27 protein-coding genes are annotated in these 24,006 nt (G+C 71.9%); 13 read left to right on the top strand and 14 right to left on the bottom strand.

Annotated elements, in window-relative coordinates; all coding sequences use genetic code 11:
- Position 1 precedes the first annotated feature (1 nt).
- From U870_RS0113535 to U870_RS0113525, 3 genes are all read right to left on the bottom strand, one after another.
- Positions 2 to 199: a hypothetical protein gene (locus U870_RS0113535; RefSeq protein ID WP_025157924.1), complete on the bottom strand. Its 198-nt coding sequence runs from the start codon at positions 197 to 199 to the stop codon at positions 2 to 4.
- Between the two features lie 68 nt (positions 200 to 267).
- The gene (locus tag U870_RS0113530) at positions 268 to 573 is read right to left on the bottom strand and encodes a hypothetical protein (protein WP_025157923.1); all 306 of its coding nucleotides are present in this window, start codon (positions 571 to 573) and stop codon (positions 268 to 270) included.
- 75 nt (positions 574 to 648) lie between these two features.
- Positions 649 to 906: a hypothetical protein gene (locus tag U870_RS0113525; protein WP_025157922.1), complete on the bottom strand. Its 258-nt coding sequence runs from the start codon at positions 904 to 906 to the stop codon at positions 649 to 651.
- A gap of 137 nt (positions 907 to 1,043) precedes the next feature.
- Between U870_RS0113525 and U870_RS0113520 the strand changes: the two genes are divergently transcribed.
- Entirely contained in the window at positions 1,044 to 1,970 is a 927-nt protein-coding gene (locus U870_RS0113520) for a phosphodiesterase (RefSeq protein WP_025157921.1), read from the top strand.
- Here U870_RS0113520 and U870_RS0113515 read toward each other — a convergent pair.
- Positions 1,954 to 3,549, bottom strand: coding sequence for a stealth family protein (locus tag U870_RS0113515; RefSeq protein ID WP_025157920.1), 1,596 nt, complete (start codon positions 3,547 to 3,549; stop codon positions 1,954 to 1,956). The two genes, U870_RS0113520 and U870_RS0113515, sit on opposite strands and share 17 nt — an antisense overlap.
- A 62-nt stretch (positions 3,550 to 3,611) precedes the next feature.
- Here U870_RS0113515 and U870_RS0113510 point away from each other — a divergent pair, with 62 nt between their 5' ends.
- The 3 genes from U870_RS0113510 to U870_RS0113500 all read left to right on the top strand — a co-directional run bounded on the left by U870_RS0113510 (position 3,612) and on the right by U870_RS0113500 (position 5,299).
- Positions 3,612 to 4,373 (top strand): alpha/beta fold hydrolase, encoded by a 762-nt coding sequence (locus tag U870_RS0113510; protein WP_052357708.1) that lies wholly within the window; start codon positions 3,612 to 3,614, stop codon positions 4,371 to 4,373.
- Between the two features lie 94 nt (positions 4,374 to 4,467).
- Positions 4,468 to 4,803, top strand: coding sequence for a hypothetical protein (locus tag U870_RS0113505; RefSeq protein ID WP_025157918.1), 336 nt, complete (start codon positions 4,468 to 4,470; stop codon positions 4,801 to 4,803).
- A 73-nt stretch (positions 4,804 to 4,876) separates the two neighbouring features.
- The gene (locus U870_RS0113500; protein WP_025157917.1) at positions 4,877 to 5,299 is read left to right on the top strand and encodes a hypothetical protein; all 423 of its coding nucleotides are present in this window, start codon (positions 4,877 to 4,879) and stop codon (positions 5,297 to 5,299) included.
- Here the strand turns inward: U870_RS0113500 and U870_RS0113495 are convergent.
- Complete coding sequence (locus U870_RS0113495; protein ID WP_025157916.1) at positions 5,229 to 7,679, bottom strand: HAD-IC family P-type ATPase; 2,451 nt, start codon at positions 7,677 to 7,679, stop codon at positions 5,229 to 5,231. The two genes, U870_RS0113500 and U870_RS0113495, sit on opposite strands and share 71 nt — an antisense overlap.
- A gap of 134 nt (positions 7,680 to 7,813) precedes the next feature.
- Between U870_RS0113495 and U870_RS0113490 the strand changes: the two genes are divergently transcribed.
- Positions 7,814 to 8,176, top strand: coding sequence for a DoxX family protein (locus tag U870_RS0113490; RefSeq protein WP_025157915.1), 363 nt, complete (start codon positions 7,814 to 7,816; stop codon positions 8,174 to 8,176).
- Positions 8,177 to 8,252: 76 nt separating this feature from the next.
- Here the strand turns inward: U870_RS0113490 and U870_RS0113485 are convergent, their stop codons facing one another.
- A complete protein-coding gene (locus tag U870_RS0113485) occupies positions 8,253 to 8,807 on the bottom strand; it encodes a hypothetical protein (RefSeq protein WP_025157914.1) in 555 nt (184 codons plus the stop codon).
- Between the two features lie 67 nt (positions 8,808 to 8,874).
- On the bottom strand, positions 8,875 to 11,946 hold the full coding sequence (locus U870_RS0113480) for an alpha-mannosidase (protein WP_025157913.1): 3,072 nt from the start codon (positions 11,944 to 11,946) through the stop codon (positions 8,875 to 8,877).
- Positions 11,947 to 12,105: 159 nt separating this feature from the next.
- Between U870_RS0113480 and U870_RS0113475 the strand changes: the two genes are divergently transcribed.
- Complete coding sequence (locus U870_RS0113475; RefSeq protein ID WP_025157912.1) at positions 12,106 to 12,423, top strand: hypothetical protein; 318 nt, start codon at positions 12,106 to 12,108, stop codon at positions 12,421 to 12,423.
- Position 12,424: 1 nt separating this feature from the next.
- On the opposite strand, the gene U870_RS0113470 is transcribed toward U870_RS0113475, so the two are convergent.
- On the bottom strand, positions 12,425 to 13,513 hold the full coding sequence (locus U870_RS0113470; protein ID WP_025157911.1) for a hypothetical protein: 1,089 nt from the start codon (positions 13,511 to 13,513) through the stop codon (positions 12,425 to 12,427).
- A 52-nt stretch (positions 13,514 to 13,565) separates the two neighbouring features.
- Positions 13,566 to 13,991 carry a tautomerase family protein gene (locus tag U870_RS0113465; RefSeq protein WP_025157910.1) on the bottom strand — a complete coding sequence of 142 codons (426 nt, stop codon included), beginning with the start codon at positions 13,989 to 13,991 and terminating at the stop codon, positions 13,566 to 13,568.
- Positions 13,992 to 14,085: 94 nt separating this feature from the next.
- On the opposite strand from U870_RS0113465, the gene U870_RS0113460 reads away from it, so the two are divergent.
- From U870_RS0113460 to U870_RS0113450, 3 genes are all read left to right on the top strand, one after another.
- A complete protein-coding gene (locus U870_RS0113460; protein WP_025157909.1) occupies positions 14,086 to 14,655 on the top strand; it encodes a TetR/AcrR family transcriptional regulator in 570 nt (189 codons plus the stop codon).
- Between the two features lie 70 nt (positions 14,656 to 14,725).
- Positions 14,726 to 14,989 (top strand): Rho termination factor N-terminal domain-containing protein, encoded by a 264-nt coding sequence (locus U870_RS0113455; protein WP_025157908.1) that lies wholly within the window; start codon positions 14,726 to 14,728, stop codon positions 14,987 to 14,989.
- 22 nt (positions 14,990 to 15,011) lie between these two features.
- A complete protein-coding gene (locus tag U870_RS0113450; RefSeq protein ID WP_025157907.1) occupies positions 15,012 to 15,890 on the top strand; it encodes a hypothetical protein in 879 nt (292 codons plus the stop codon).
- A gap of 63 nt (positions 15,891 to 15,953) precedes the next feature.
- On the opposite strand, the gene U870_RS24880 is transcribed toward U870_RS0113450, so the two are convergent.
- From U870_RS24880 to U870_RS0113435, 3 genes are read right to left on the bottom strand one after another with little or no spacing between them, the layout of a single operon-like run.
- Positions 15,954 to 16,673: a hypothetical protein gene (locus tag U870_RS24880; RefSeq protein WP_240183701.1), complete on the bottom strand. Its 720-nt coding sequence runs from the start codon at positions 16,671 to 16,673 to the stop codon at positions 15,954 to 15,956.
- Positions 16,674 to 16,682: 9 nt separating this feature from the next.
- Positions 16,683 to 18,254 carry an FAD-dependent oxidoreductase gene (locus tag U870_RS0113440; RefSeq protein WP_025157905.1) on the bottom strand — a complete coding sequence of 524 codons (1,572 nt, stop codon included), beginning with the start codon at positions 18,252 to 18,254 and terminating at the stop codon, positions 16,683 to 16,685.
- A gap of 45 nt (positions 18,255 to 18,299) precedes the next feature.
- The gene (locus U870_RS0113435; protein WP_025157904.1) at positions 18,300 to 18,578 is read right to left on the bottom strand and encodes a hypothetical protein; all 279 of its coding nucleotides are present in this window, start codon (positions 18,576 to 18,578) and stop codon (positions 18,300 to 18,302) included.
- A 157-nt stretch (positions 18,579 to 18,735) separates the two neighbouring features.
- Between U870_RS0113435 and U870_RS0113430 the strand changes: the two genes are divergently transcribed.
- Positions 18,736 to 19,347, top strand: coding sequence for a flavodoxin family protein (locus U870_RS0113430; RefSeq protein WP_025157903.1), 612 nt, complete (start codon positions 18,736 to 18,738; stop codon positions 19,345 to 19,347).
- A 77-nt stretch (positions 19,348 to 19,424) separates the two neighbouring features.
- The gene (locus tag U870_RS0113425) at positions 19,425 to 20,222 is read left to right on the top strand and encodes a putative protein N(5)-glutamine methyltransferase (protein ID WP_029947596.1); all 798 of its coding nucleotides are present in this window, start codon (positions 19,425 to 19,427) and stop codon (positions 20,220 to 20,222) included.
- Here the strand turns inward: U870_RS0113425 and U870_RS0113420 are convergent.
- Positions 20,194 to 21,258, bottom strand: coding sequence for a CPBP family intramembrane glutamic endopeptidase (locus tag U870_RS0113420; RefSeq protein WP_025157901.1), 1,065 nt, complete (start codon positions 21,256 to 21,258; stop codon positions 20,194 to 20,196). The two genes, U870_RS0113425 and U870_RS0113420, sit on opposite strands and share 29 nt — an antisense overlap.
- Positions 21,255 to 21,887 carry a DUF3887 domain-containing protein gene (locus U870_RS0113415; RefSeq protein ID WP_025157900.1) on the bottom strand — a complete coding sequence of 211 codons (633 nt, stop codon included), beginning with the start codon at positions 21,885 to 21,887 and terminating at the stop codon, positions 21,255 to 21,257. The genes U870_RS0113420 and U870_RS0113415 overlap by 4 nt, the downstream gene beginning before the upstream one ends.
- A 96-nt stretch (positions 21,888 to 21,983) precedes the next feature.
- Here U870_RS0113415 and U870_RS0113410 point away from each other — a divergent pair, with 96 nt between their 5' ends.
- Both U870_RS0113410 and U870_RS0113405 read left to right on the top strand, forming a co-directional pair.
- The gene (locus tag U870_RS0113410; RefSeq protein WP_025157899.1) at positions 21,984 to 22,799 is read left to right on the top strand and encodes a tryptophan-rich sensory protein; all 816 of its coding nucleotides are present in this window, start codon (positions 21,984 to 21,986) and stop codon (positions 22,797 to 22,799) included.
- A 72-nt stretch (positions 22,800 to 22,871) separates the two neighbouring features.
- Positions 22,872 to 23,996, top strand: a complete 1,125-nt coding sequence (locus tag U870_RS0113405) for an FAD-dependent oxidoreductase (protein WP_025157898.1) — start codon at positions 22,872 to 22,874, stop codon at positions 23,994 to 23,996.
- The last annotated feature ends 10 nt before the right edge of the window (positions 23,997 to 24,006 follow it).

Here is a 24,006-nt window from a genome sequence, read left to right as displayed (position 1 = left end):
GTCAGGCGTCGCGGCGGCCGCCGTACAGCCAGCCCGCGCCGACCGCGAGCCCGGCCACGCAGAGCCCGATGCCCAGAGCGAGCACCGACACCTCGCCTCCGGCGCGCGGCACGATGAGGCCGACGACGAACAGCAGCGCGCCCACGTTCAGCAGCACGGCAGCGATCCAGCCGAGGGTCCTGCGCAGCGCCGCATTCATCCCGGGTATCGTACTCGCCGCGGCTCCGTGCGGGCTGACCCTGGCGGCCGGTCGCGCAGCGGGTCCGATCACGAGCCGCCGAGATTTCCGGTGCCGCCGGGTTCGGGGCCGGCGTCGAGCACCTCGTTGATGATCGAGCCGACCAGCGTGCGCCAATCCGATCCCTCGCGCAGGGTCTCGGTCTGTCCGGGGGGAATGGTCCCGAAGACGGGCTCGTGCTCTTCGCCCTCGGGGGCCACGCGCACCAGGGTGCCCAGTTCGGCGTGGGAGTCGTCCAGCACCACCCACACCCCGGGCGCCTTCTTCTCGACGTGGTAGATGCGGTCGCGGTAGGGGTACCGGACGCTGGACATCTCGAGCTCACTGGCGGACATCGCTGGCCCCTTCGTTCGGTTCACCGGTCTCACGAAGCATCCAACGCCCGTGAGGGCGGCCTTGGCAAGATCCGGTCAGGTGAAGATCGCCCACACGTCGCGGCTCATCCGGGTGTTCTCGCCGTCGGCGACGACGTGCCAGTCCGCGTCGTCGCGGTAGCGGTACTCGACGAGCAGGGTCGTGTACGTCCAGCCGGACGCGTCGCGCGTCCATCGGATCAGGGAGATGGACTGACCCTGCCGCAGGTAGGGCACCGCGACGAAGTCCTCGTGATGCGCCTCGGAGCGCCGCCGCGCCCGGACCGGCCTGCCGCCATTGTCCACGATGCTCATGCTGCATGCTAACTCCGCGATCGGGCCGGTGGAAGAGCCTGAAATGAAGAAGATCGCGTTCCACGGTCTCGCCGGCTTCCGGGCGCCACGCCGCTCACGTTCACGGTCCGTTCAGCCGGCGGTGGTGGACTGTGCGGGTGAAGACGCGAATCGCGGAGTACCCGCGGCCCGACCACTTCCTGCTGCACATCAGCGACACCCACCTGCTCGCAGGCGGGGAACGGCTCTATGGATCCGTCGACAGCGAAGCGCACCTGCGCGCACTGCTCGACGAGGTCGAGTCCTCGGGCGGGAGGCCGGACGCGATCGTCTTCACCGGCGATCTCGCCGACCGCGGACAGCCCGGCGCGTACGCCCGGCTGCGGGAGCTGGTGGAGCCGGTGGCGGAGCGTCTCGGCTCGCGGATCGTGTGGGTCATGGGCAACCACGACGACCGAGGCGCGTTCAGATCGGGTCTGCGCGGGGATGTGCCGACCGGGGAACCGGTGGACGAGGTCCACTGGATCGACGGCTTGCGGATCATCGTGCTCGACTCGTCGGTCCCCGGTCACCATTACGGCGACGTGAGCGAATCGCAGCTCGACTGGCTGGCCGCGGAACTGGCGAGCCCGGCTCCCGAAGGCACCATCCTCGCGATGCACCACCCGCCGGTGCCGAGCGTGCTCGACCTCGCGGTGTCGGTCGAGCTGCGCGATCAGGCCCAGCTCGCCGAGGTGTTGGAGGGCAGTGACGTCCGCAGCATCCTGGCGGGCCACCTGCACTACTCGTCGACGGCGACGTTCGCGGGCATCCCCGTCTCGGTCGCCTCCGCGAGCTGCTACACCCAGGATCTCAACGTCCCCGTCGGCGGCACGCGTGGCCGTGACGGCGCGCTCGCCTTCAACCTCGTCCACGTGTACCCCACGACGGTGCTGCACTCGGTCGTCCCGCTCGGGCACTACCCGACCCTCGACTACATCGACGCGCAGGAGTCGGCGCGACGGCTCGCGGCGGACGGCATCCGCATCCCGCCGGCCCGTGCGCGGCGGGATGCGCCGACCGAACCGGTCACGATCCCGGTGTGACCTCCCACGGAGCGGCGAACGGGAAGTAGCGCTCCAGGAAGTCGGTCACCGCGCGGGTGCGCACCTCGGCGGGGATCTCGGGCTTCGAGCCGTCGTTCAGGCAGAACATGTCCTGGTCGCGGCGCTTCAGCAGGCGGGTCATCATCTCGGGCGCCTGTCGCAGGGTCGTCTCGATGTAGAGCACGCGCGCCTGGGTCTGGGTGACGGCGCGGCCGGACATCAGCGCGTAGTAGTGGTACAGCGAGTTGGTGACGGAGATGTCGGTCGCCGAGCGGAACGGGCTCGCGGCCGTCCGCCGGAACTCGTCCGCGAACTCCCGCTCCATCTCCTGCAGCACGTCGACGCGCAGCGGGGCCGCGCAGTGCTCCAGATGCCGGGTGGTGACCGCACCGAAACGCTCCCACAGCAGCCGGCGGTTCACCCGGGCGGCGTTCTCGAACCCGCTGCGCGCCGGGTCGGACTCGCCCAGGCCGATCCGGGTGCCCGCCTCGATGAACTTCGTGATGCCGCCCGGCGAGAAGAAGACGTCCGGCGAGATCGGTCTGCCGAAGAACATGTCGTCGTTCGAGTAGAGGAAGTGCTGCGAGATGCCGGGGATGTGGTGCAGCTGCGCCTCCACCGCGTGCGAATTGTGCGTGGGCAGGGTGGACGTGTCGGCGAAGAAGTCCTCGCTGCGCATCACCTGGATGCGCGGGTGCTCGGCGTCGAGCCAGGAGGGCACGGGCGAATCTGTCGCGATATAGATGTTGCGCACCCAGGGCGCGAACATGTGCACGCTGCGCAGGGCGTACTTGAGCTCGTCGATCTGCCGGTAGCGCGCTTCGTTGTCGTCGCCGTCGCCCACGACGTAGGAGGCCATCTGCGCGGCGCGCTGCCGCTGGTACTCGGCGCTGGACCCGTCGACCCACGAGAAGACGATGTCGATGTCGAACGCCACATCGCTGGCGATCGGGTCGAACATGTGCTGGAGCGTGCGCCAGCGCCGCCCGTACAGCTCCACCTCGGCCTCGACGGCCTCGCTGCGCGGGAGGCGCGTGCGCATCAGGGCATTGGGCTGCGGCGCTTCGATCTCGTCGTCGCCGAAGCGCCAGAGCTCGAGCTGGAACGCCGTCTCCGAGCCGTAGCGGAGCCGGCCGACGGGCTCCAGGCGGGGGCGGTAGAGGCGCAGGACGTCCGCCTTGCGGCGGGACAGCCGGCCGTCGGCGATGAGGAGGGCCTCGTCCGTGGTCCGTCCCTCCGCGTCGACGGCGCGCGCGTAGAAGGGCTCACGCGCGAACGCCTGTGCCAGCACCGCCTCCAGCTCCTTGCGGCGCCGGCGGTCGACGGCCACGACCAGGCGTCCGTCGTCGTCGCGGACCAGCAGGAAGTCGAACCCGGCCGTCTCCAGCACGTCGTGCACCGCCAGGAGGTCCTCGATCATCGATTCCCGCGGAGTGAAGGGACCGGAGACGAGGGTGAAGAGGCCCTTGCGCCGGACGATGTCGGGGCGGTCGAAGCGGGAGGCCGACGGATCGGAGTCGCCGGTGAGGACGACGGGCTCGGGCTGGTCCGAGAGGAAGGCGGGAGGATGCTCTGTCATACAGTCCCCACTCTAGGCCGCCCCGCCGCCCCCGCCGCCGCGGGCGGGTGTAGCCTCGCGGCGTGATCCCCACCGAGCTGCATCACGAATGGCACGGCGACCCCGACTCGCCGCATCCCCCGCTGCTCCTGATCCACGGCGGCGGCTCCACGATCGCCTCCAATTGGGGGCGGATGCTCCCGCTGCTGACGCCGGCACGATCGGTGCTCGCGGTCGAGCTGCAAGGCCACGGCCGTACCGCGACCGGAGAGGGCCCGGCAGCGTTCGAGCGCTCGGCCGACGACGTCGCCGCGCTGCTGGCGTCGCTCCGCTGCGGTCCTGTCGATGTGCTCGGGTTCAGCAACGGCGGCCAGGTCGCCCTGCAGCTCGCCGGCCGCCATCCGCGCGCGGTCCGGCGGCTGATCGTCGCCTCCGCACCGTTCCGCCGGTCGGGCATGGTCGACGGCTTCTGGGAGACGCTGGCGGCGGGGACGTTCGAAGACCTTCCCGCTCCGTATCGGTCCGCGGACCTGGCCGTCAGCCACGACCCCGGGCACGCGCGCCGGATGTTCGAGCTCGACCGGGCGCTGATGCTGGGCTTCACGGACGTCCCGGACGCGTTCATCGCGTCGATCGCCGCTCCGACCCTGGTCGTGGTCGCCGACCGTGACGTGGTGCGGGTCGAGGAAGGCGCTGCGCTCGCCGCTCTGCTGCCGGACGCGCGACTGCTCGTCGTTCCGGGGACGCACGGCGACTATCTCGGCGAACTGCTCGCGGCGGGAGGCGATGACGCCCCGCTGCGTCGCACGCTGCCGTTCCTCCTCGCCCATCTCGACGCGCGCTGAGCCGCCGGCTCCCGGGTCCGTCCGACTCTGTGGCTTCTGTGAGGTGGAAGCGGTAAGATGTCAGATTCCCGTTCCCGAATCATCGGAGGTTGCCATGAAGACGTTCGTTCGTCGTGTCGGCAAGCTGAGCGCGGACGAGATCGCGCGTCTCGTCGAACTGCAGCTCGCCGCCCAGCGCAATGGTCGAGCCGCGCTGGAGAAGAGCGCCCGGGTCAAGGTTTCGCGCCTCGACGCCGAGCACGACCTCGTCGCCGAGATCGACGGGGCCTTCCTGGAGTCGGCCCGTTCGGTCGGCTACGTGGGCGCGCGCCAGGCGGCGCAGTCCGCGGTCCGCTGGGCGGGGCTCGGCGAGGCCTACCGGGAGCAGCTGGAGCCCGAAGAGGTCGAGGCCTTGCAGGCGGTCTGGACGGCGGCGATCGCCAAGCGCTGACAGGCAGCGCGCGACGCGCAGCAGTCCCGGCCCGCCGACCGCGGGCCTTTTTCGTACGTCGTATGATCCAGGCATGACCCGCGTGCGAGTGGAGCGGCCACCGGCCGAGCTGGTGGTCGCGATCGTGCTGTCCTATGTGGTCGGGATCGGGCAGATCCTCGTGGGGATCGCGCTCGTGTTCGTGCGCTACCTGCCCGATCTCGATGGCCCGGAGCGGTTCATCGTAACGATGGTCGGTGCGCTGACGATGCTGCTCGGCCTGCTCGTCGTGTCGCTGGCCTCGGGGCTCGGACGGGCGCGGCGGGATGCCCGCGTGCTGCTCACGGTGCTCATGTCGGCGTCGATCGCGCTGGGCGTCGCCGTCCTGATCGTCGCACCCGACGACGTGTGGTTCCACGCCGTCGACCTGGCGATCACCGCTGCGGTCATCGTGGTGCTGTGGACGGGGAGGGTGGCGCGCTTCTTCGCACGAAGCGACGGTGCGCGAACCGGATGATCTCGATCGCGCCGATGGTCGCTGCGGAGACCACCAGCACGAGCACCGCCGTCACGAACGACGGGTCGGCGAACTGCAGGAAGTCGTAGACGATCGGCACCGAGTAGACCAGCACCAGGCCGACCATCATCGCGCCGATGATGAGGATCTTCCAGCCGTCGATCGGGCGGGAGAGCACGGTCAGCACCCACAGGCCGACGATCGTCAGGATGAGCGTCGAGCCGGTCCGGAGCTCCTGCTCCGGGATGCCCGCGGAGGTCGCGGCCCACGCGTACAGCCACAGAGCGGCGGCGATCACCAGGCCGGCCGGCACGGCGAAGCTGAGCGAGCGCCGCAGGAAGCCGGGGCGGTAGCGCTGGGCGTTCGGCATCAGCGCGAGGAAGAACGCCGGCAGGCCGATGGTGAGGCCGTCGATGACGGACAGCTGGCGGGGCAGGAAGGGGAACTGCATCAGCGTCGCCCCGAACACCACCGCCAGCGCCGTGGCGTACGCGGTCTTGGTGAGGAACAGCATCGACACGCGCTCGATGTTCGCGATGACCTGCCGCCCCTCGGCGACCACGGACGGCAGGTGTGAGAACCGGCCGTCGAGGAGGACCAGCCGGGCGACCGCCTTGGTCGCGGGAGAACCGGTCTCCATCGCGATGCCGATGTCGGCCTCCTTGATCGCGAGCGCGTCGTTCACCCCGTCGCCCGTCATGGCGACCGTGCGACCGGAGGCCTTCAGCGCGAGGACGATGCGCTTCTTCTGCGTGGGAGTGACGCGACCGAAGACGGTGTGCGCCTCGAGCACGGCAGCGAGCTCGGCATCGTCCTCCGGCAGCTCGCGCGCATCGAAGCCGGCGGGTGCGTCGAGGCCGACCTCCCGGGCGATGGCGGCGACCGTCTGCGGGTTGTCTCCCGAGATCACCCGGACCGAGACATCCTGCTCGGCGAAGTAGCGGAGGGTCTGCGCGGCGTCGTCGCGGACCTTCTCGCGGAAGGTCAGGAGGGTGACGGGCTCGAGCCCGGACGGCAGCCGTTCGCCGGCGATGTCCTCCGGCGCGAGCACCGCGGACGAGTAGGCGAGCACCAGGGTGCGGCGCCCGGAGGCCGCGAGGTCCACCGCCTGTTCCCTCAGTCGTGTGCCGGCATCGTCAGCGTCGCGCCCGGCGGCGGTGCCGGCCGGGAACACCATCTCCGGACCGCCGAGCACCCAGCTGCCTCCCGCCTCCCCCTCGGCCGGGAACGCGACCGCGCTCCACTTGCGGGCGGAGGAGAACGGGATGCGCCCGGCGGGCTGCCGGGCCACCGGCCGCGTGTACTCGGCGGCGAGGCAGCGGGCGGTCGCGTTGGCGTCGGGGTCGGCGCCGTTCCAGGCCAGCACGGCCTCCCACCCGGCGGGCGGCCGGTCGGCGACGGGATGGGCGCCGTCGAAGACGATGTCGCCCTCGGTGAGCGTGCCGGTCTTGTCCAGGCAGATCGTGTCGACGCGCGCGAGACCCTCCACCGCGGGGAGCTCCTGCACCAGCACCTGCTGGCGGGCGAGCTTCACAGCGCCGACGGCGAAGGCGATGCTCGTCATCAGCACGAGTCCGAGCGGGATCATCGCGACGACCGCGGCGATCGTGTTGACCGCCGCCTGCTGCCAGCGCCCGTCGTCGATCGCGCGCCCCCAACCGCCGAGCGCGATCATCTGGGCGTTCAGCACGAGCAGTGCGATCGGGCCGACGATCCAGGCGATCCAGCGCAGCACGCGGTCGATGGAGGAGCGCAGCTCGCTCGCGACCAGCGAGAACTTCTTCGCCTCGCTGGCGAGCCGGTTCGCGAAGGAGTCGGCCCCCACGGCCGAGACGGTCGCCGAGCCTTCGCCTCCCACGACGATCGACCCGGAGAGCACCCGGTCGCCGGGGGCCTTGTCCACCGCGTCCGACTCCCCGGTCAGCATCGACTCGTCCAGCTGGAGGCGCGACGACGCGGTCACGACGCCGTCGGCGGGCACCTGGTCGCCCGCGCGCAGCAGCAGGAGGTCGTCGAGCACGACCTCGGCGACGGGGATCTCGTGCACCGTCCCGGTTCGGCGCACCCGGGCCTCCGGGGCGTGCATCAGCGCGAGCTTGTCGAGCGCCGCCTTGGCCCGGAACTCCTGCACCGATCCGATGATCGTGTTGGCCAGGGCGCTGATGCCGAAGAGCGCGTCCTTCCAGTGGCCGAGTACGAGCAGCACCAAGAAGCAGACGGCGATGATCGCGTTGAACAGCGTGAAGACGTTGGCCCGCACGATGCTCCACGCACTCCGGCTCGACGCCGCGTCGTATGCGTTGGTCTGCCCGCGTTCGACGCGGTCGCGCACCTCCGCCTCCGTCAGCCCTCCGGCCTCCGCGACCGCCTGTTCGACCATGCGTCCCTCCGCTCCCACGTCGGTGACAGCGTACGGCAGGCGATAGTCTCGGAGGCCCGGGTGCGCCGCTGCGCGTCGCACCGCTCTCCCCGCGCGTCCTGCCGGCATCGCGCGCCACTGCTCGAAAGGCCGCCATGCTCATCGCCTACTGGATCGTCGCCGGACTCTCGGCCGTTCTCTTCTTCGCCGCCGGCCTCCTCAAGGTCGTGCGCCCGCTGCCGGCGCTAGCGGCCTCCGGCATGGGCTGGGTGGACGACTACACCCCGACCTCCGTCCGGCTGATCGGTCTGGCCGAGGTGGTCGGCGCGCTCGGTCTCGTGCTCCCCGTGCTCACGGGGATAGCGCCCATCCTGAGCCCGGTCGCCGCCCTCGCGCTCGCCGTCATCATGGTCGGCGCCATCGTCACGCACGTTCGTCGCTCGGAGCCGCCGGTCGCTGCCGTGCTGCTCGCGCTCGCGCTGGCCTCGGCGGTGCTCGGGTTCCTCGTCGTGCTCTGACGCCACCGCGCGCACGCGCAGAACGAGGCCGCACCCGAAGGCGCGACCCCGTTCCCAGACGGCGGGTGGTGCGGGCTCAGCGCCCCAGCACGGCGCCGAGGTCGCCGGTGCCGGTGACGCCCTTCAGGGCGTCGTCGACCGTCCCCTTCACGGAGTCCGAGATGGATGCGCCGAGGTCGCTGACCGATGCGCCGACGTCGGTGCCGTCGCCCACCGATGCGCCGTTGCCCGTGCTGTTGCCGGAGCCGATCGGGGCGGTGGTGTCGTTGCCGGAGCCGATCGGGGCGGAGTTGCCGCTGCCGACGGCGTTCCCGTTCGCCTCGTTGCCGCTGGCGACGGGGTTGCCGCTCGCGACGTCGCCGACCGTGTTGCCACTGGCCACGTCGCCCACCAGGGGGCCGACGTTCACGTCGCCGACGGACGGCGAGACGTGGACGGAGTGGAGGATGTCGGACACGCTCAGGTAGTCGAGGGCGTCCGTCGCGACGGAGGTGGGCACCGTCGTGGTCGTGCGGGTGTCTTCACTGTCGTTCGTCGCGGCGTTCGCCGGGAGGGCGATCCCGCCCACGATCAGGCCGGTCGCTGCCGCCGCTGCTCCGATGATCCCGACGCGCTTCGTGACGTTCTGCATGGTGAACTCCCTACTTGTCGTGCGGCCGGCGTCCGCCGGCCGTCGGGAGTGCTCCGGAGCCTCGCCCTCACCCGGATCGGATGATGTGCCCTGTTTGAGGGGTTTTCCAGGTTCGGGCGTTCGCGGCTGCGCCCACCGCGAACCGGAGCGTGCGCACCTCGTAGGGCGTGAGCGCGAGGTCGAAGGCGCCGTCGACGGCCGCGTGGAGCGCCTCGAGCGGCTCCTCCAGCAGTGTCGCCGTGTGCGCACCGGCGATCGTGGCGTCCACCTGCAGGCGCGCAGTGGCCCGCCGCCCGATCGGCTCGTAGAGCCGCACGATGAGGTCGCCGCTGCGATCGTCGGCCAGTTTCACGCTCGAGAGCACGGCGCCGCCCTCCAGGCCGACGAGCGGTGCGACCTCGTGGGCGCCTGTGAGCGTGCGCCGGTCCTGGTTCAGGAGGATGCCGGCTTCTGTGGCCTCCCGCTGCCCCGTGCCGATCACGAGCCCGTAGCGGTGGGTCTGGATGCCCTGGTCGGTCTCCGGATCCGGGAATCGCGGCGCGCGCAGCAGCGAGAGACGCAGGGTCGTGGCGACCGCGCCGTCGATGACCAGCCGTTCCGTGTCGTAGCCGTACACCGAGTCGTTGACGAGGGCGACGCCGAAGCCGGGCTCCTCGACCAGCACGAACCGGTGCATGGAGGTCTCGAACTTCGCCGCCTCCCACGAGGTGTTCGTGTGGGTGACCCGTTTGTGCGCGCCGAACTGCGTCTCGGCGATCGTGTGCTCGGCGCGGACGTCGAGCGGGAAGGCCACCTTGAGGAACTTCTCCGTCTCGTGCCAATCCGTCGTCTGTGCGATCGCCAGCGTGCGCGACCCGGGGGCGAGCTCCAGCGTCTGCTCGACCGTGGACGCCGAGAACGACCGCCGCACGGTGACCCGAGCGGTCCCGTCGTCCCCGACCCGCGCGTCGATCGCGTCGACGGTGCGGAGATCCTCGACCCGGTTGCGGTAGAAGCGGTCGACATCCCACGCGTCCCACATGTTCGGGAAGTCCTGGTGCAGCTGCAGCAGGTTCGCTTCGCGGCCGGGGGCGACGGCCTCGCGGCCGTTCGAGAGGTCGACCGCCGAGGTGACGAGTCCCTCCCGGCTCACCGCCACCTCCACGAGGTCGTTGGCGAGCACGAACCCGGCTGCGCTCTCGGTCAGCCGCACCGGCGCGTCCGTCGCGCCGTCGACGGCCCGGATGCCGTGCGCGGGGATCGCCCCGAGCGCGGCCGCGGCCGGGTTGGCGGTGAGCACGACGTCCCCGTCGCCTGCGAGGGCGTGCAGGGCGGAGCCGATGATCTCCTCCAGCTCCTCCACCACCTGGGCGTAGGTCGCCACAGCCTCCCGGTGCACCCAGGCGATCGACGTGCCGGGCAGGATGTCGTGGAACTGCAGCAGCAGGACCCGCTGCCAGAGCGCGTCCACCCGCTCGTACGGGTAGGGCGCTCCGGTGCGGACCGCCGCCGACGCGCACCATAGCTCGGCCTCGACGAGCAGGTGCTCGGCCCGACGGTTGCCCTGCTTGGTGCGGTGCTGCGAGGTGAGCGTCGCCCGGTGCAGCTCGAGGTACAGCTCGCCCACCCAGACGGGCGGGTTCGGAAGTTCGGAGCGTGCGCGGTCGAAGAAGGCGTCGGGATGCTCCCAGCTCACCCGGGGACTGCCCTCGAGATCGGCCAGCCGGGCGGCCGTGCCGACCATCTCGCGTGTCGTCCCGCCGCCGCCGTCGCCCCAGCCGACCGGGGCGATCGAACCGGTGGCCCGCCGGTTCTCGCGGAACTGTCGTGCGGCCTTGGCCACCTCCTCGCCCGAGAGGCGGGAGTTGTAGGTGTCCATCGGTGGGAAGTGCGAGAACACCTGCGAGCCGTCGATGCCCTCCCAGAGGAAGGTGTGGTGCGGGAATTTGTTCACCTGGTTCCAGGAGATCTTCTGGGTGAAGAACCACTCGAAGCCCGCTCGGCGCATCAGCTGAGGCAGGGCGGGCGAGTAGCCGAAGCTGTCGGGCAGCCAGACGCCCTTCGGCGCGATCCCGAACTCTTCGCGGAAGAACCGCTGGCCCTGGCTGAACTGGCGGACGAGGGCCTCGCCGGTCGGCATCACCGTGTCGGACTCCACCCACATGCCGCCGAGCGGCAGGAAGCGGCCGGCCGCCACGGCCGCGACGATGCGCTCCCATACCTCGGGGCGGTGCTCCTTGACCCACGCATACTGCTGGGCGCTCGACATCCCGTAGACGAAGTCGTCGGTCTGGTCGATGAGCTCGGTCATCGAGGAGGTCGTGCGGGCCACCTTGCGCACGGTCTCCCGCAGCGGCCACAGCCAGGCCGAATCGATGTGCGCGTGCCCGACGGCCGAGATCCGGTGCGCGGATGCGTCCGCGGGCGCGGCGAGCACGGGGGCGAGGGCCGCACGGGCGCCCGCCGCCGTCTCCGGGATCCGCTGCAGGTCCAGCGCGTCGAGTGCATCGTCGAGCGCTTGCAGGATGCGCATCCGACGCGGTCCGTCGGGCAGCTCGGCCTGCAGCTCCAGAAGTACCTGGACATCGAGCGCCAGATCGTGGACCTCGGGCTCGAAGACCGCCAGGTCGAATCCGCGCGTCGTGTAGAGCGGCGTCGGCGAGGAGGTCAGGATGTCCCCCTGCTGCGTCGGCAGGAACGGATGTTCACCGAGCAGAACCGGGTTCGATGCGGCCTCCAGGTACAGCTCGACGGGTTCGCCTCCCTGCGCCTCCTCGGCGACAAGCACCCACCGGTTGCGTGGATTGATCGATTTGACCGGCGTCGCGTCGGGCCGGTAGACGAGGGCCTCGGCCTGGAAGCCGGGCATACTCGCGTCGAAGCCGAGGTCGACCACGACTTCGACCCGTCGGCCGACCCATTCGACAGGCACCGATCCGGTCAACCGGAACCAGGTGGTCCCCCAGGCCGGCCCCCACGGCGTCCCGACCGTATGCCGCGTATAGTCCAGCCCCGGCCCCGCCGCGGGTGCCACCGGCTCCCCGGGCAAGGGGGACCAGGCGACGTCGAGCGGGAGGACGGGGCCATGCACGGCGGGGAGGATGCGCTCGCTGAGCACCCGCCGAGCGCGGTCCGTCGTGAGGGAGATGTCGTCGTGCAATCGTTCCTCCAGCCGTCAGGAGCGGTGACGCCCTCATCGTACCGACGTGGTTCCGGGGGAGCGGCTCGGGCCGCATCCTTAACCACGACTTCCGGGATCCGTCAATCCCCCTGACAATGCACCCTGGCCGTGATCGGCGTAGTGCACACTATGAAGATCATGGGAAAACTCGTCTACGGTGCAGGTCAGGAATACGACCTGGACGATCGCGTGCTGAGTCACGTCAAGCTCGCGGTCGTCGCCAAGCTCCGCAGGCACGAGAGCTTCCTGCTCAACTGGGATGTGCCGGTCGAACAGGGTTCGGGCCGCATCTCGCTCTGGATCAGCCGCGAGGTCCCGCTGGCGTTCCAGTTCAGCGGGAGCCGACCGCCGGCGATCAATCCGCAGTGGCTGGAGGCGCTGATGCACACCTCGCAGCGCACCGGCGGAATGGTCGTGATGGCCGAGGATCAGGTCGAGGCGCACCTGCCCGACTAGCTCAGCGGAACATCATCTTCTCGTAGAGGGTGCGCCCGGTGACGTGGTCGGTGAGGTCGTCGAGCGCGATGTCCAGTTCCAGGTCGGCGTTGAAGTCGTAGTACATCGGGTGCTCGCCTGCGTGCAGCACCGCGGCGAGGCCGTGGCGCGGGGTGCGCATGTCGAGCGACTCGATGAGCGCCGGATTCGTGGCCGTCAGGGTGATCGTGCCGCGCTCGGAAGCCCACGACCACTCCATCCGCGTCGGGTACGTCTGGTGGCCCGGGCCGTCCACGTCGCCGCTGGTGGTGAGCCGCAACGGCAGCATGTCGTCGGTGACGACCCGATCGGCGGTGGCGAGGTAGAACGTGGGGAGGTTGATCTCGCCGAGCCCGAAGAGGCCCTTGGTGGTCATGCGCACGTAGACGACGGTGTAGTCGCCGACGTGAGCACGGCCCCAGTACCAGTGGTCGAGGAACGACCCCATCAGGTGGTTGCCCCAGTTGTGGTCGTGGTACGCGCTGCCGGTGAGGGAGGTGGTGGCGCCGTCCTGCACGATCGTCGCCGAGACCGTCCCGTAGGGCACCGGCACGACCCAGGCGAGGAAGTGGGTGCGCGCCGAGTCGAAGTAGTTCACCCCGGCGCCGGGGCGCCAGGAGGGCGCCGCGCGGTCGATGGTCACGTCGGCAGTGATGCCCTCGGCCTCGATGTGGATGTCGTAGTGGTCCAGGTCGCCGGTGACCGTGTTCGGACCGATGCGCACGTCGCACCCCTCGGTCGATGCACTGAAGTCGGTCGCCTCGTACTGCGGCTCGAGGTGCAGGCGGGTGCCGTCGGCGAGCTGTCGGATGATGAGCACGCTCGGTGCGAGCGGGCCCGATGGATCGGTGTGCGGCTTGTTCGCGAACGTCACGACGAGCGTCGATCCGTCGTCGAACTGGCAGTCGAAGTACCACCACTCGAACGTGTGGGCCGGATCGGCGGCGGCGCGATAGCCGTCCTCCCACGGCTGGACCTCGGGGGTGAGGCCGAGTGCGGTCATCGCACTCTGCTGGCTTGCCGCCATCTTCTCGCGGATCTCGGCGGTGTCGGGGATGTCGTGGGCGCTCATGCGACCAGGCTCCCGGAGCGGGGGCCCGGCCGACAAGAGCCGCATCAGGGGGTCAGCCGGCCGTGGCCGCGGCGCGAGCGAGGGCGGTGAACTCCTCGACGCCGAAGGCGGTGCCCTGGATGCCCCAGCCGCCCTCGGCGGCCTCGGTGAGGATGACCCAGGTGCGCACGTCGGAGCCGGCGGCGGCGCGGACGATGTCGGTCGCCTCCCGCGTGATGGTGCGCTGGCCCTCGCGGTCGAGGGATCCGGGAGGCGTCACGATCTGCACACGGACGATCGGCGCTGACGGCGTCGCGGCCGTGCCCAGCGCGGTCGTCGGGAGGCGGTGGATGAAGGCCGCCGTGTTGTCGAGGTGGAAGGCGCCGGGCTGGGCGACACCCTCCGCCCGGAGGACGGCATGGGTGAGCTCGTCGACGAGTCGTTCGTCGGCGTCGGCCGGGAAGAGGGTGGTGGGGGCGTAGACGTCGATCATGGGCATGGGAGCCGCTCCTTCGAAACTATGATGGTCTGCATAGACGGTAGATTATGACGAGCGTCATAGTCAAGGCCTCCCGTCGGATCGGAGCACGCCCATGACCGCAGACGTCCGCTCGCGGATGGTCGACGGCGCCATCCGGCTGCTCGCGACCCGCGGGCTCGCCGGCACCTCCTTCTCCGAGGTGCTGGAGGTGACCGGCGCCCCGCGGGGATCGATCTATCACCACTTCCCCGGCGGCAAGGACGAACTCATCGCGGCGGCGGTCGACCGGTCGGCGGAGAACGCCGTGACCCTGCTCGACCAGCGCGCCGGCGAACCCGCCGATCGTGTCGCCGAGCTCTTCCTCGACACCTGGCGGCTGCTCCTGACCCGCTCCGGCTTCGAGGCCGGCTGCGCCCTCGTCGCGGTGACCGTGGACGCCGACACCGCCGCCCTGCGTGAGCGCGCCGCCGCCGCGTTCACGCTCTGGCGGGGGCATCTGGCCGGGCTCCTCTCCCGCGGCGGCCTCGGGGCGGAGGACGCGGACCGCACCGCGACGCTGCTGCTGGCCGCGGCCGAAGGCGGCGTGATCCTCAGCCGGGCGACCCAGCGGCTGGAGCCCTTCGACACGGTCGCCGCCGCGCTGCTGCAGCAGGTGCGGGCCGCGGTGCACCCCGCACCCTGACGACGGTCCGTCGCAGGAGTACCGTGCACGACGCATCCGTCGAGGGATGCCTGCACGGGAGGAGGGCACCATGCCGGGACGTCAGCCCCAGCTGAAGGACGAGGAGCTGTACGAGAAGCTCCGTGACGAGGGCGACTCGAAGGAGAAGGCGGCGCGGATCTCCAACGCCGCGGCCGCACGGGGGCGCTCGGCGGTCGGCCGTGCCGGAGGCGAGGCCGGCTCCTACGACGACTGGACGGTGCCCGAGTTGAGGAAGCGCGCGAAGGAGCTGGGCCTCACCGGGTACTCGAAGAAGAACAAGGCAGCGCTGATCCGGGAGCTGCGCGACCACTGACCGGCGCGCGTATGCTCGCGACATGGATCTGCGGGAGGTCGCCGACGAGCTCTACGGCGTCGCGCCCGCCGAGTTCGTGGAGCGCCGGGCGGCAGCTGCCGCGGCAGCGGGCGCGGACCGTGACCTTGCGAAGGGGATCCGCGGGCTGCGCAAGCCGACGGCGTCGGCGGCCGTGGTCAACGCGCTGGTGCGCGAGGACCCCGGCGCGGTCGAGGCGATCCTCGAGATCGGTGACCGGATGCGCGCGGCCTTCGCCGAGCGCGATCGGGCGACGATCCGCGAGCTGACCCGCGACCGGCAGCGCCTGCTCCAGGAGGCGACCAGCGGACTCGGGGTGAGCGCCGCGATCGGACGCGAGGTGGAGGAGACGCTGCAGGCCGCGGTGGTCGACCCGTCGGCAGCTTCCGCAGTGCGTAGCGGGATGCTGTTGCGGGCGCTCGAGTCCACCGGTGTCGACGAGGTGGACGTCAGCGAGGTGGTCGCCCTGCCCGTCGACCCGGCCGCCCCGGTGACCGCACGGCCGCGCCGATCGGAAGGGGCGGACTCCACGGGCGGGCGCGCCGTGCACGCCGACGGTGCCGAGGGAGGTCGAGCGGACTCCCCGGAACGGGAGAGCGCCGCCGACCGGCGCGAGCGTCAGCGCCGCATCCGCACGGCCGAGAAGGCCGTCGAGCGGGCGCGTGCGGCGACGGAGACGCTCGATGACGAACTGGACACCGAGGTCGACCGGCGCGCCGACCTCGAAGCGGAGCGCGACACTCTGCACCGTCGGCTGGAGCGCACGACGGAGGAGCTCGCCGAGTCCCGGGCCGCCGAGCGCGACCTGCGGTCGCGGATCACGGAAGCCGGCCGGGCACTGCGCGCGGCGGAGCGGGACCTGCGCGACGCGCGGGACGCGTGACGACCCGTCCCACGGAACGGCGAAGGGCCGCGGCGGAGGCCGCGGCCCTTCGAGCGTCGCGGGTCAGGCCCGCGGTGCCTTGGCTGCCTTGACGGCGGCGAAGTAGTCCGAGGACGGGCGGAGCCAGAGCAGCACCACCGCGATGACCGACAGGACGACCTGGACCGCTCCGACACCGAAGCTCGACAGCACGTTGATCAGCGAGAGGACGGTGAGGACGGTGAGGACGATCCGCGCCCAGTTCGCGCCGCGACGCGCGAAGAACGCGAAGAGCACGAACGTGATCGCCCAGAAGATCAGGGTGATGATCGAGACGGTGACGACGGCGGCCACGGTCGCGTCGGCGACCTGGTCCACGCTGAGGCCGCGGAGGTCGGCGTTGGCGCTCTTCAACTGGTCGATGACCTGCTGGCGTGTGCTCCCGATCGCGACGATCGTGACGATCCCGCTGATCACGCTCACGAGCGCCGAGGCCAGGAACAGCCAGAACGCCGTGTTGACCGTACTCGGAGGGGCGCTCGGGGCGGCGACCGGCGCTGTCGGAGTCGAGGCGTAGGCCGGGAAGGCGGGCGGTGCCGGTGGCAGATCGCCGCCCATCGCGGCGGGCGCAGGCGGTGCGACCGTCGGCGGCACCGGGGGAGCGGTCGGAGGCAGTGGCGCAGCGGCGGGGACATCGGTTCCCGCCGGAGTCGGTGGGACGGGCGGGACCAGCGGCACGGCGTCCGACCCGGCGGGGCCACCGCCGGGCCCCTGCGGTGTGTTCTCGTCGTTCGGATTCGTCATGCCGTGACCCTACTGCGGGACGGACCGATCTGAATAGCCCTCGGCGGGGGACTCCGCGTCCGGGGGACCGTCGGCGCGGCCCAGCGGGGACGGGCCGGGCGGGAGTGGATGGACGGCCGGCCCTTCGAGCACGGCGCCGTCCGGAGCGAAGCGCGACCCGTGCAACGGGCAGTCCCAGGAGAGCTCGGCGTCGTTCCAGCGCACCACACCGCCGAGGTGGGGGCAGACCGCTCCGACGGCGCAGGTGACCCCGTCCACGGTCGAGACGGCGACGGGCGTCGTCCCTCGCCGCAGGACCGTGCCGGCTCCCTCGGCGGGGACGGCGGCACCCCCGACCTCGGGGGCCGCCTCCGCGGCCATCCAGCCGGTCGCCGCGGAGACTCCGACGGCCGCCGTGAATGTCGCGCCCTCGGCAAGGTCGCCCGGCCGGGTGACCCGGTGATGGAGCACGCGGGCCCACTCCAGCGGCTCCCCGGTCAGGTCGGCGGTGAGGCTCAGCGCCGCGGCCACCGCGTTCGTCATCCCCCATCCCGCGTATCCGGTCGCGAGGAAGAGCCGGCCGCGACCGCGGGGGAGCCAGCCGACGAAGGGCACGTGGTTGGCCGAGCGGTAGTCCTGAGCCGACCACCAGCGTGTGCGCTCGGCACCGGGGAAGCGTTCCTCGGTCCAAGCGGTGAGTGCGGCGAGGTGCCCCGCGGGGGAGTCGAAGCGGCCGGCCGGGTGTCCGTCGCCGCCCACGAGCAGCAGCTCGCCGCCCGCGTCCTCGGCCTGGCGCAACGACCGCGCCGGCGACTCCGCAGAGAGGTGCATGCTGCGCGGGATCGCGCCCGGCACCCGGAACGCGGCGACGTAGGAGCGTTCGGCGGCGGTCTTGGCGAAGTAGAGTCCGCGATCGAGCACGGGCGTGCCGGTCGCGATCACGATCTGATCGGCCTGTGTGCGACCCGAGGTGCTCGTGACGACGGCGGGCGTGGAGGCGGACACCCGGGTCACCCGCTCGCCCTCGAACACCCGTCCGCCGAGCCGCCGGAGCTCCGCGGCGAGGGCCGCGAGCACCCGCAGCGGGTGCACCTGGGCCTGCGCGGCCAGGCTCAGCGCACCCTCGACCGCGAAGGGCAGCTCGTCGTTGCGGTCCTGCCGCGTGGCGTCGAGCCCGGCGACACGCGATGCGGCGAGCTCGGCGTCGAGCCGCTCGCGTCCGCCGGGCGTCGTGGCGTAGCTGACGGCGTCGCGCAATTGATAGGGCACGCCCTGCGCCTCCAGAGTGTCGAGAAGCCACCCCTGGCCGGCCGCGTTGCCGTCGACGTAGGCGCAGAGCACCCGGTCGGAGGTCCGCCGTCGGATGCCCGCGAGGGTCGTCCCCTGCAGCAGGCTCACCGTGCCGAGGGCGGCTCCCGTCGTGACCGCGCCGACCGTACGTGCCTCGAGCACGGCGACGTGGCCTCCCGCACGAGCCAGCATCAGTGCCGTCGCCAGCCCGGTCAATCCGGCGCCCACCACGATCGTGTCAAAGCGGCCGTCCCCCTCGAACGGATCCGTCGGGATCGGCGGGGAGGTCTCGTGCCAGAGCGACGTCGTCATGCCGGCAGCATCCTCCGTCGCTCGCCGCTCAGCTGACGATCGACATCAGGAGAGCGAGTCGAAGTCGAACCAGAAGGCGTCGTCCTCGTCGTCGCCGCTCGCGTGATCGGGGGCGGACTCGCGCGGGATGGTCGCGGTCTCGATCCTGACCCGCGTCTGACAGGTGACGAACACCTCGCTCGGCGGGCGGCTCGACTGGGTGATGGCGACGAAATCGCCGTCGCTTCTGCTCGCCTGGACGACCCGCTCCTTGAGCTCGTCGACCGGCGCACGGTCGACGAAGGTGAAGCGGAGATCGTCGATGTAGACGTGGAACACCTGCATGCCCTCTCCCGCTCGCTGTCCGTTCCTCACTGTCCCGCCCGATAGTACGCGGGGATGGATGTTTCACCAGTGCGGTTCGGGATCCGCGCCTTTCGTCCAGTGAACCACCACTGTCAACCGGTTGCGTCCACGAGACGGCGGGAGTTTCCTGCTCGACATGACCGATCGCACCCGCCCGCTCTCCGCTCTGGCCCTCGTCTGCACCCTGACGCCGTCGCCCGGCGAATCCAGCAGCCAGCTCCTGGCCACCCAACTGCTCGACGAGCTCGCCACCCACCAGGTGACCGGGACGGCCGTGCGGTTGGCGGACTACGACATCCGTCCCGGCGTCGGACTCGACGAGGGCGACGGGGACCAGTGGCCGCAGATCCGCGAGCAGGTGATCGCCTCCGACATCCTCGTGCTGGTGACGCCGACCTGGATGGGGCATCTCTCGTCGATCGCCCAGCGCGTGCTCGAACGGCTCGATGCGGAGCTGTCGCAGACGGATGCCGACGGCCGGCCGCTCGTGGAGGGCAAGGTCGCGATCGCCGGCGTGGTGGGCAACGAGGACGGCGCGCACGCCATCATCGCGGACCTCTTCCAGGGGCTCAACGACGTCGGCTTCAGCATCCCCTCGCAGGGCGCGACCTACTGGAACGGCGAGGCGATGCAGACCGTCGACTACAAGGACCTCGAGGAGACCCCTGAGGCGACCGCCGGAACGAACGCGGTCGCGGCCAAGAACGCCGCACACCTCGCTCGCCTGCTGGCGGCGACGCCGTACTGAGCCCGGAGGTCGGACGGCGGGTCGGCGGGTCGGCCGGTCGGCTGGGCCCGCGGCGCGGCGACTAGCATGACCGGGTGATCGATCCCGTCTCCCCGCCCGACCCCGAGCTGGTCACGCGCCTGCGTGCGGCCGGGTGCGTCTTCGCGGAGGACGAGGCGCTGCTGCTGCGCGCGGCGGCCGCCGGCGACGCCGCGGAGCTCGAGCGGCTGGTGGCCCTGCGCGTCGCCGGTGCTCCGCTGGAGCCGCTGCTCGGCTGGGTGGAGTTCGCCGGGCTGCGGCTGCACGTCGCGCCCGGGGTGTTCGTCCCGCGGCACCGCACCGAGCTCCTGGCCGAGCGGGCGGCGCAGGAGGCGGCGGCGCGGCCGGGCGCGACCGTGCTCGACCTCTGCTGCGGCGTCGGGGCGATCGGAGCCGTGGTGCTGCGCCGCGTGCCCGACGTCCGGCTGTTCGCCGCGGACGTGGAGCCGGCGGCGGTACGCTGCGCTCGCGCGAACCTGGAGCCGGCCGGACACGTCGTCGAGGGGGACCTCTTCTCCCCGCTGCCGCGGGCGTTGCGGCGCCGGTTCGACGTGATCGCGGTCAACGCCCCCTATGTTCCGACGAGCGAGATCGCGCACCTGCCGCCCGAGGCGCGCGACCACGAGCCCGCGGTCGCCCTGGACGGCGGCGGCGACGGACTCGACGTGCACCGGCGGATCGCCGCCGAGGCCGGCGCCTGGCTCGCCCCTGGAGGCGTGCTCCTCATCGAGGCCAGCGACGGGCAGGCCCCGGTGAGCGCCGCGCTGTTCGCCGCGACCGGGTTCGCCGTCACGATCGAGCAGGACGACGAACGCGGCTCCACCGTCGTCATCGTTCGGGCAGCGGCCTCCTCCTGACCAGGGTCGGCTGGCGGCGGAACTGGCCGCAGAGCACCAGCACGACCGCGATGACCGTGCAGACGATCCACCCGGTCCAGCCGAGGGGCAGGAGGGCGAAGGGGGACGCCGGCGAGCCCGCGGCAAGGAGCAGCACCCCGATGCCCGCGGACGCGTTGAACGCCCCATGCGCGAACACCGCGGGCCAGACGGAGCCGGAACGCAGCCGCAGCCAGCCGATGAGGACCCCGTAGGCCGTGCAGCCCAGCGTCATCAGCAGCACCCCGAGCAGGTTCGGCTCGCCGAAGTTGTAGCCCAGCAGGATGAGCGGGCTGTGCCAGAGCCCCCAGATCGCCCCGCTGATCAGCAGCGCGGGCCAGGTGCCCAGCGGGCGAAGGCTCGGCAGCAGCCAGCCGCGCCAGCCGAGCTCCTCGCCGACCGTCGCGAAACCGTTGAGCAGTGCGGCGAACGGGATGGTGAGCAGTTGCACCGCCACGAGTACGCCGACCGGCAACGGCAGACCGCCCTGCACGCCGGCCGCGGTGAGCTCGCGCTGGACGATCTCCGCGAAGCCGGAGAAACCGCTCAGGTCCAGTCGCACCGCCCCGGTCGCGGCAGCGAGGAACACCGCGGCGACCGAGATCGCGATGGAGCCGAAGATCCCAGCCAGCGTGAGGCCGATCAGCCGCCAGACGGGGCGCAGGGGCCACATCCCGAGGTACTCGGGCACCGAGCGGGGCCGGGGCCGCTGGACGAGGAAGACGGCGACGAGGGCTCCCGCCGTCGGGGTGAACATCATCGCGATGAGGATCACCGGGGCGAACGGGTTGCTCAGTCCGCCGTCAAGCCAGAGCGGCAGCGCGACCAGCCAGGCCAGACCGAACGCCACCACGAGGTAGGCGCCGACCGCCGGCCACGGCACGCGCGCGGGCCGGTCCGGTCGACCGGACCCGTCGGGCCGGGAGGCCGCGCTCGCGGCGAGCGGCTCTGCGGACGTCGCAGGGTCTCCCGCGGTCGCCCCGGGCAGAGTGCCGCCGGCGGAGCCCTCGGCGCTCATTCCGCGCCTCCCGGCTCCGTCTGCTGCTGAGCAGGGTCGAGCACGAACAGTCCGCCCACCCTCCGGTCGGCATGCAGGGACACGCGGCCGACCATGTCGCCCGCCTCGAAGTGCAGCGGCACATCGACGACCGTCAGCTCGCCCAGCCGGCGCGCCGTCGGCTCGCCCGCGCTCTCGAAGGCTCCGACAGCGCCGGCCACCTGCGCCCAGACGTCGCCGAGACCGTGGGCGTCGAGAGCGTCTGCCATCCGTTCATCGAATCGGGCCGTGACGGCGTCGAAGCGGGCCGATGCCAGCTCGCCGAAGATCTCGGCCGCCAGCTCCCCGGCGCCGGTCAGAGGGGTCGCATCCATGGGTTCTCCTGTCCGTGGGTCGACGGGATGTCCGAAGCGCTGGAAGGCCGCCTGCCGGCTCGTGCCGAGCGTGCGCCCGATGTCCTGCCAGGTCGCGCCGACCTCGCGGGCGGCGTCGACCAGGGCGGCCAGAGCCGCCTCGGCCCTCCGACCCGCGTCGACGGCGCCGGCGACCAGCTCGAGTGATCGTGCGCGGTCGTTCGTCCCCGCCGCGGCGTCGGCCAGAGCCGTCGCCGCCTCGGCGAGGGCGCGAACCGCATCCCGTGATCTCGTCATCGTGTCAAGGCTACCTTGACAACCGCCGCACGCGCCACCGGGTGTACCGCTCGGTTCGCCTTCTCCGGGCGGCGTCGGCGGTCTACCGTGTCGCGCATGAGCACGCTGACCGGAGGGCCTGCGCGGACGATCGCGCGGCCCGTCGCCGCCGACCGGGTGCGGCAGAGCACTGTGATCGCCGCGGCCGTCGTCGCCCTGATCGGCGCGGTCGTGGGCTCGGGACTGCTCGGGGGCACCCCCATCCCGCGCGTCGCCGGAGGAGCCCTCGGCGCGGACGCGACCCTGCTCGCCCCGGCCGGGCCGGCCTTCGCCATCTGGACGGTGATCTACGCCGGCCTCGTGCTCTACGCGATCTGGCAGGCCCTCCCCTCGCAGGCGGGGCGCGAGCGGCAACGGCGCCTGGGCTATTGGATGGTCGCCTCGCTGCTGCTCAATGCCGCCTGGATCCTGTCGGTGCAAGCCGGTCTGCTGGCGCTGAGCGTGGCGGTGATCGCCGTGCTGCTCGCCGTCCTCGTCGTCGCGTTCGTGCGCCTGCGCGACCGCGCGGGCGGCACCATGGCCGACACGATCCTCTTCGACGGCACCGTCGGCCTGTACCTCGGCTGGGTCATGGTGGCGACGGTCGCGAACATCGCGGCCGGGCTGACCGCCTCCGGCTTCGACGGCTTCGGCTGGAGTCCGCACGCCTGGGGGCTCGTCGTCGTCGCGGTCGTCGCCGTGCTGGGATGCGCGCTCGCCGTCTGGGACCGGGGGCGCCTGGCGCCCGCGGCGGCCACCTCCTGGGGACTCGCCTGGGTCGGCGTGGCACGGTTGGAGGGCTCCCTGCCGTCCGCGCCGGTCGCGGTGTCGGCCTTCGCCGCAGCGGGGCTGATCCTGCTGGTCGCGGTGGCGGTGCGCGTCGTGCGCCGCTGACCGCGCGCACCCTCCCGCGCGCGACGTAACGCACACATCCTCCCGTGAGCAGCGGGCGCTAACGTGGCAGCCATGACCGTCGACACCATCGTCATCGGCGCGGGCGTCGTCGGCGCCGCTGCCGCCCGTTCCCTGGCCGAAGCCGGGTCCCGTGTGCTGCTGCTGGAGGCGTTCGAGCGCGGGCACGACCGCGGCTCCTCCCACGGAGCAAGCCGGATCTTCCGGCACGGGTACGACGCGGCCGACTACGTGCAGCTCTCCGTGCGGGCCGCCGCCGGCTGGCAGCGACTCGAGAAGCAGTGCGGGCGTACGGTGTTCGACCGGACCGGTGCGCTGGATCACGGCGACCCTCGCGCGCTGGACGCGATCGCTGCGGCCATGACGGCGGAGGGGCTGCCCTCCGAGCGGCTGCGCGGGGCTGAAGCGGCCGAGCGCTGGCCCGGGCTGGCGTTCGAGGACGATGTGCTCTTCAGTCCGGGCGGCGGGAGGCTGCACGCCCACGACGCCATCGAGGCCCTGCTGGACTCCGCGGCGGCGGCCGGCGCCGAGCTGCGCTTCGGCACGCGGGTCCTCTCCCTCGACTCCGACGGCGACGGCGTCGTGGTGACGACCGACGACGGCGAGCACCGCGCCGCCCGATTGGTGGTCGCCGCCGGCTCCTGGACCCCGGTGCTCGCGCGCCCGTGGCTCTCCCGCCACGGAGCCGAGCTCCCCGAGGTGCGGGTCACCGAGGAGCAGCCGGCCCACTTCCCGCTGCGTCCCGGACCGGCGGACGACGAGGCACTCTGGCCGAGCTTCGTGCACCACCCCACGGATCCTGAGGTCCCGAGCGTCTACGGGCTGCTCACCCCGGGCGAGGGGGTCAAGGTCGGAGTCCACGGCGGTGGCCCGGTGGTCGACCCCGACGCCCGCGACCGGACGATCGATCCGACGCGCCTGGAGCGGCTGCAGCGCTACGTCGCCGAATGGGTCCCCGGCGTCGATGCGTCGCGACCCGAGGCGATCAGCTGCCTCTACGACACGACGCCGGACTCCGATTTCGTGCTCGACCGGGTGGGAGCGGTGACGGTGGCCACCGGCTTCTCCGGTCACGGGTTCAAGTTCGGCCCGGCCCTGGGCGATGTGCTCGCGCGGCTGACCCTGCACGGAGAGCGGGCACCGGAGCGGTTCCGGCTCGCCGTGGCGTCGCCGGACTGACCGTCCGGCC

This window comes from Leifsonia aquatica H1aii, assembly GCF_000633535.1.
GTDB classification, from domain to species: Bacteria; Actinomycetota; Actinomycetes; order Actinomycetales; family Microbacteriaceae; genus Leifsonia; species Leifsonia aquatica_A.
Note: the sequence above shows the minus strand (reverse complement) of the source record. Positions and strands in the feature narration are given on the sequence as shown.

What these genes read in the sequence shown, in the direction of transcription:
- U870_RS0113535 (WP_025157924.1), bottom strand. Translation starts at nt 199, where the DNA reads ATGAATGCGGCGCTGCGCAGGACCCTCGGCTGGATCGCTGCCGTGCTG.
- U870_RS0113530 (WP_025157923.1), bottom strand. Translation starts at nt 573, where the DNA reads ATGTCCGCCAGTGAGCTCGAGATGTCCAGCGTCCGGTACCCCTACCGC.
- U870_RS0113525 (WP_025157922.1), bottom strand. Translation starts at nt 906, where the DNA reads ATGAGCATCGTGGACAATGGCGGCAGGCCGGTCCGGGCGCGGCGGCGC.
- U870_RS0113515 (WP_025157920.1), bottom strand. Translation starts at nt 3,549, where the DNA reads ATGACAGAGCATCCTCCCGCCTTCCTCTCGGACCAGCCCGAGCCCGTC.
- U870_RS0113505 (WP_025157918.1), top strand. Translation starts at nt 4,468, where the DNA reads ATGAAGACGTTCGTTCGTCGTGTCGGCAAGCTGAGCGCGGACGAGATC.
- U870_RS0113500 (WP_025157917.1), top strand. Translation starts at nt 4,877, where the DNA reads ATGACCCGCGTGCGAGTGGAGCGGCCACCGGCCGAGCTGGTGGTCGCG.
- U870_RS0113495 (WP_025157916.1), bottom strand. Translation starts at nt 7,679, where the DNA reads ATGGTCGAACAGGCGGTCGCGGAGGCCGGAGGGCTGACGGAGGCGGAG.
- U870_RS0113490 (WP_025157915.1), top strand. Translation starts at nt 7,814, where the DNA reads ATGCTCATCGCCTACTGGATCGTCGCCGGACTCTCGGCCGTTCTCTTC.
- U870_RS0113485 (WP_025157914.1), bottom strand. Translation starts at nt 8,807, where the DNA reads ATGCAGAACGTCACGAAGCGCGTCGGGATCATCGGAGCAGCGGCGGCA.
- U870_RS0113475 (WP_025157912.1), top strand. Translation starts at nt 12,106, where the DNA reads ATGGGAAAACTCGTCTACGGTGCAGGTCAGGAATACGACCTGGACGAT.
- U870_RS0113470 (WP_025157911.1), bottom strand. Translation starts at nt 13,513, where the DNA reads ATGAGCGCCCACGACATCCCCGACACCGCCGAGATCCGCGAGAAGATG.
- U870_RS0113465 (WP_025157910.1), bottom strand. Translation starts at nt 13,991, where the DNA reads ATGCCCATGATCGACGTCTACGCCCCCACCACCCTCTTCCCGGCCGAC.
- U870_RS0113460 (WP_025157909.1), top strand. Translation starts at nt 14,086, where the DNA reads ATGACCGCAGACGTCCGCTCGCGGATGGTCGACGGCGCCATCCGGCTG.
- U870_RS0113455 (WP_025157908.1), top strand. Translation starts at nt 14,726, where the DNA reads ATGCCGGGACGTCAGCCCCAGCTGAAGGACGAGGAGCTGTACGAGAAG.
- U870_RS0113450 (WP_025157907.1), top strand. Translation starts at nt 15,012, where the DNA reads ATGGATCTGCGGGAGGTCGCCGACGAGCTCTACGGCGTCGCGCCCGCC.
- U870_RS24880 (WP_240183701.1), bottom strand. Translation starts at nt 16,673, where the DNA reads ATGACGAATCCGAACGACGAGAACACACCGCAGGGGCCCGGCGGTGGC.
- U870_RS0113440 (WP_025157905.1), bottom strand. Translation starts at nt 18,254, where the DNA reads ATGACGACGTCGCTCTGGCACGAGACCTCCCCGCCGATCCCGACGGAT.
- U870_RS0113435 (WP_025157904.1), bottom strand. Translation starts at nt 18,578, where the DNA reads ATGCAGGTGTTCCACGTCTACATCGACGATCTCCGCTTCACCTTCGTC.
- U870_RS0113430 (WP_025157903.1), top strand. Translation starts at nt 18,736, where the DNA reads ATGACCGATCGCACCCGCCCGCTCTCCGCTCTGGCCCTCGTCTGCACC.
- U870_RS0113420 (WP_025157901.1), bottom strand. Translation starts at nt 21,258, where the DNA reads ATGAGCGCCGAGGGCTCCGCCGGCGGCACTCTGCCCGGGGCGACCGCG.
- U870_RS0113415 (WP_025157900.1), bottom strand. Translation starts at nt 21,887, where the DNA reads ATGACGAGATCACGGGATGCGGTTCGCGCCCTCGCCGAGGCGGCGACG.
- U870_RS0113410 (WP_025157899.1), top strand. Translation starts at nt 21,984, where the DNA reads ATGAGCACGCTGACCGGAGGGCCTGCGCGGACGATCGCGCGGCCCGTC.
- U870_RS0113405 (WP_025157898.1), top strand. Translation starts at nt 22,872, where the DNA reads ATGACCGTCGACACCATCGTCATCGGCGCGGGCGTCGTCGGCGCCGCT.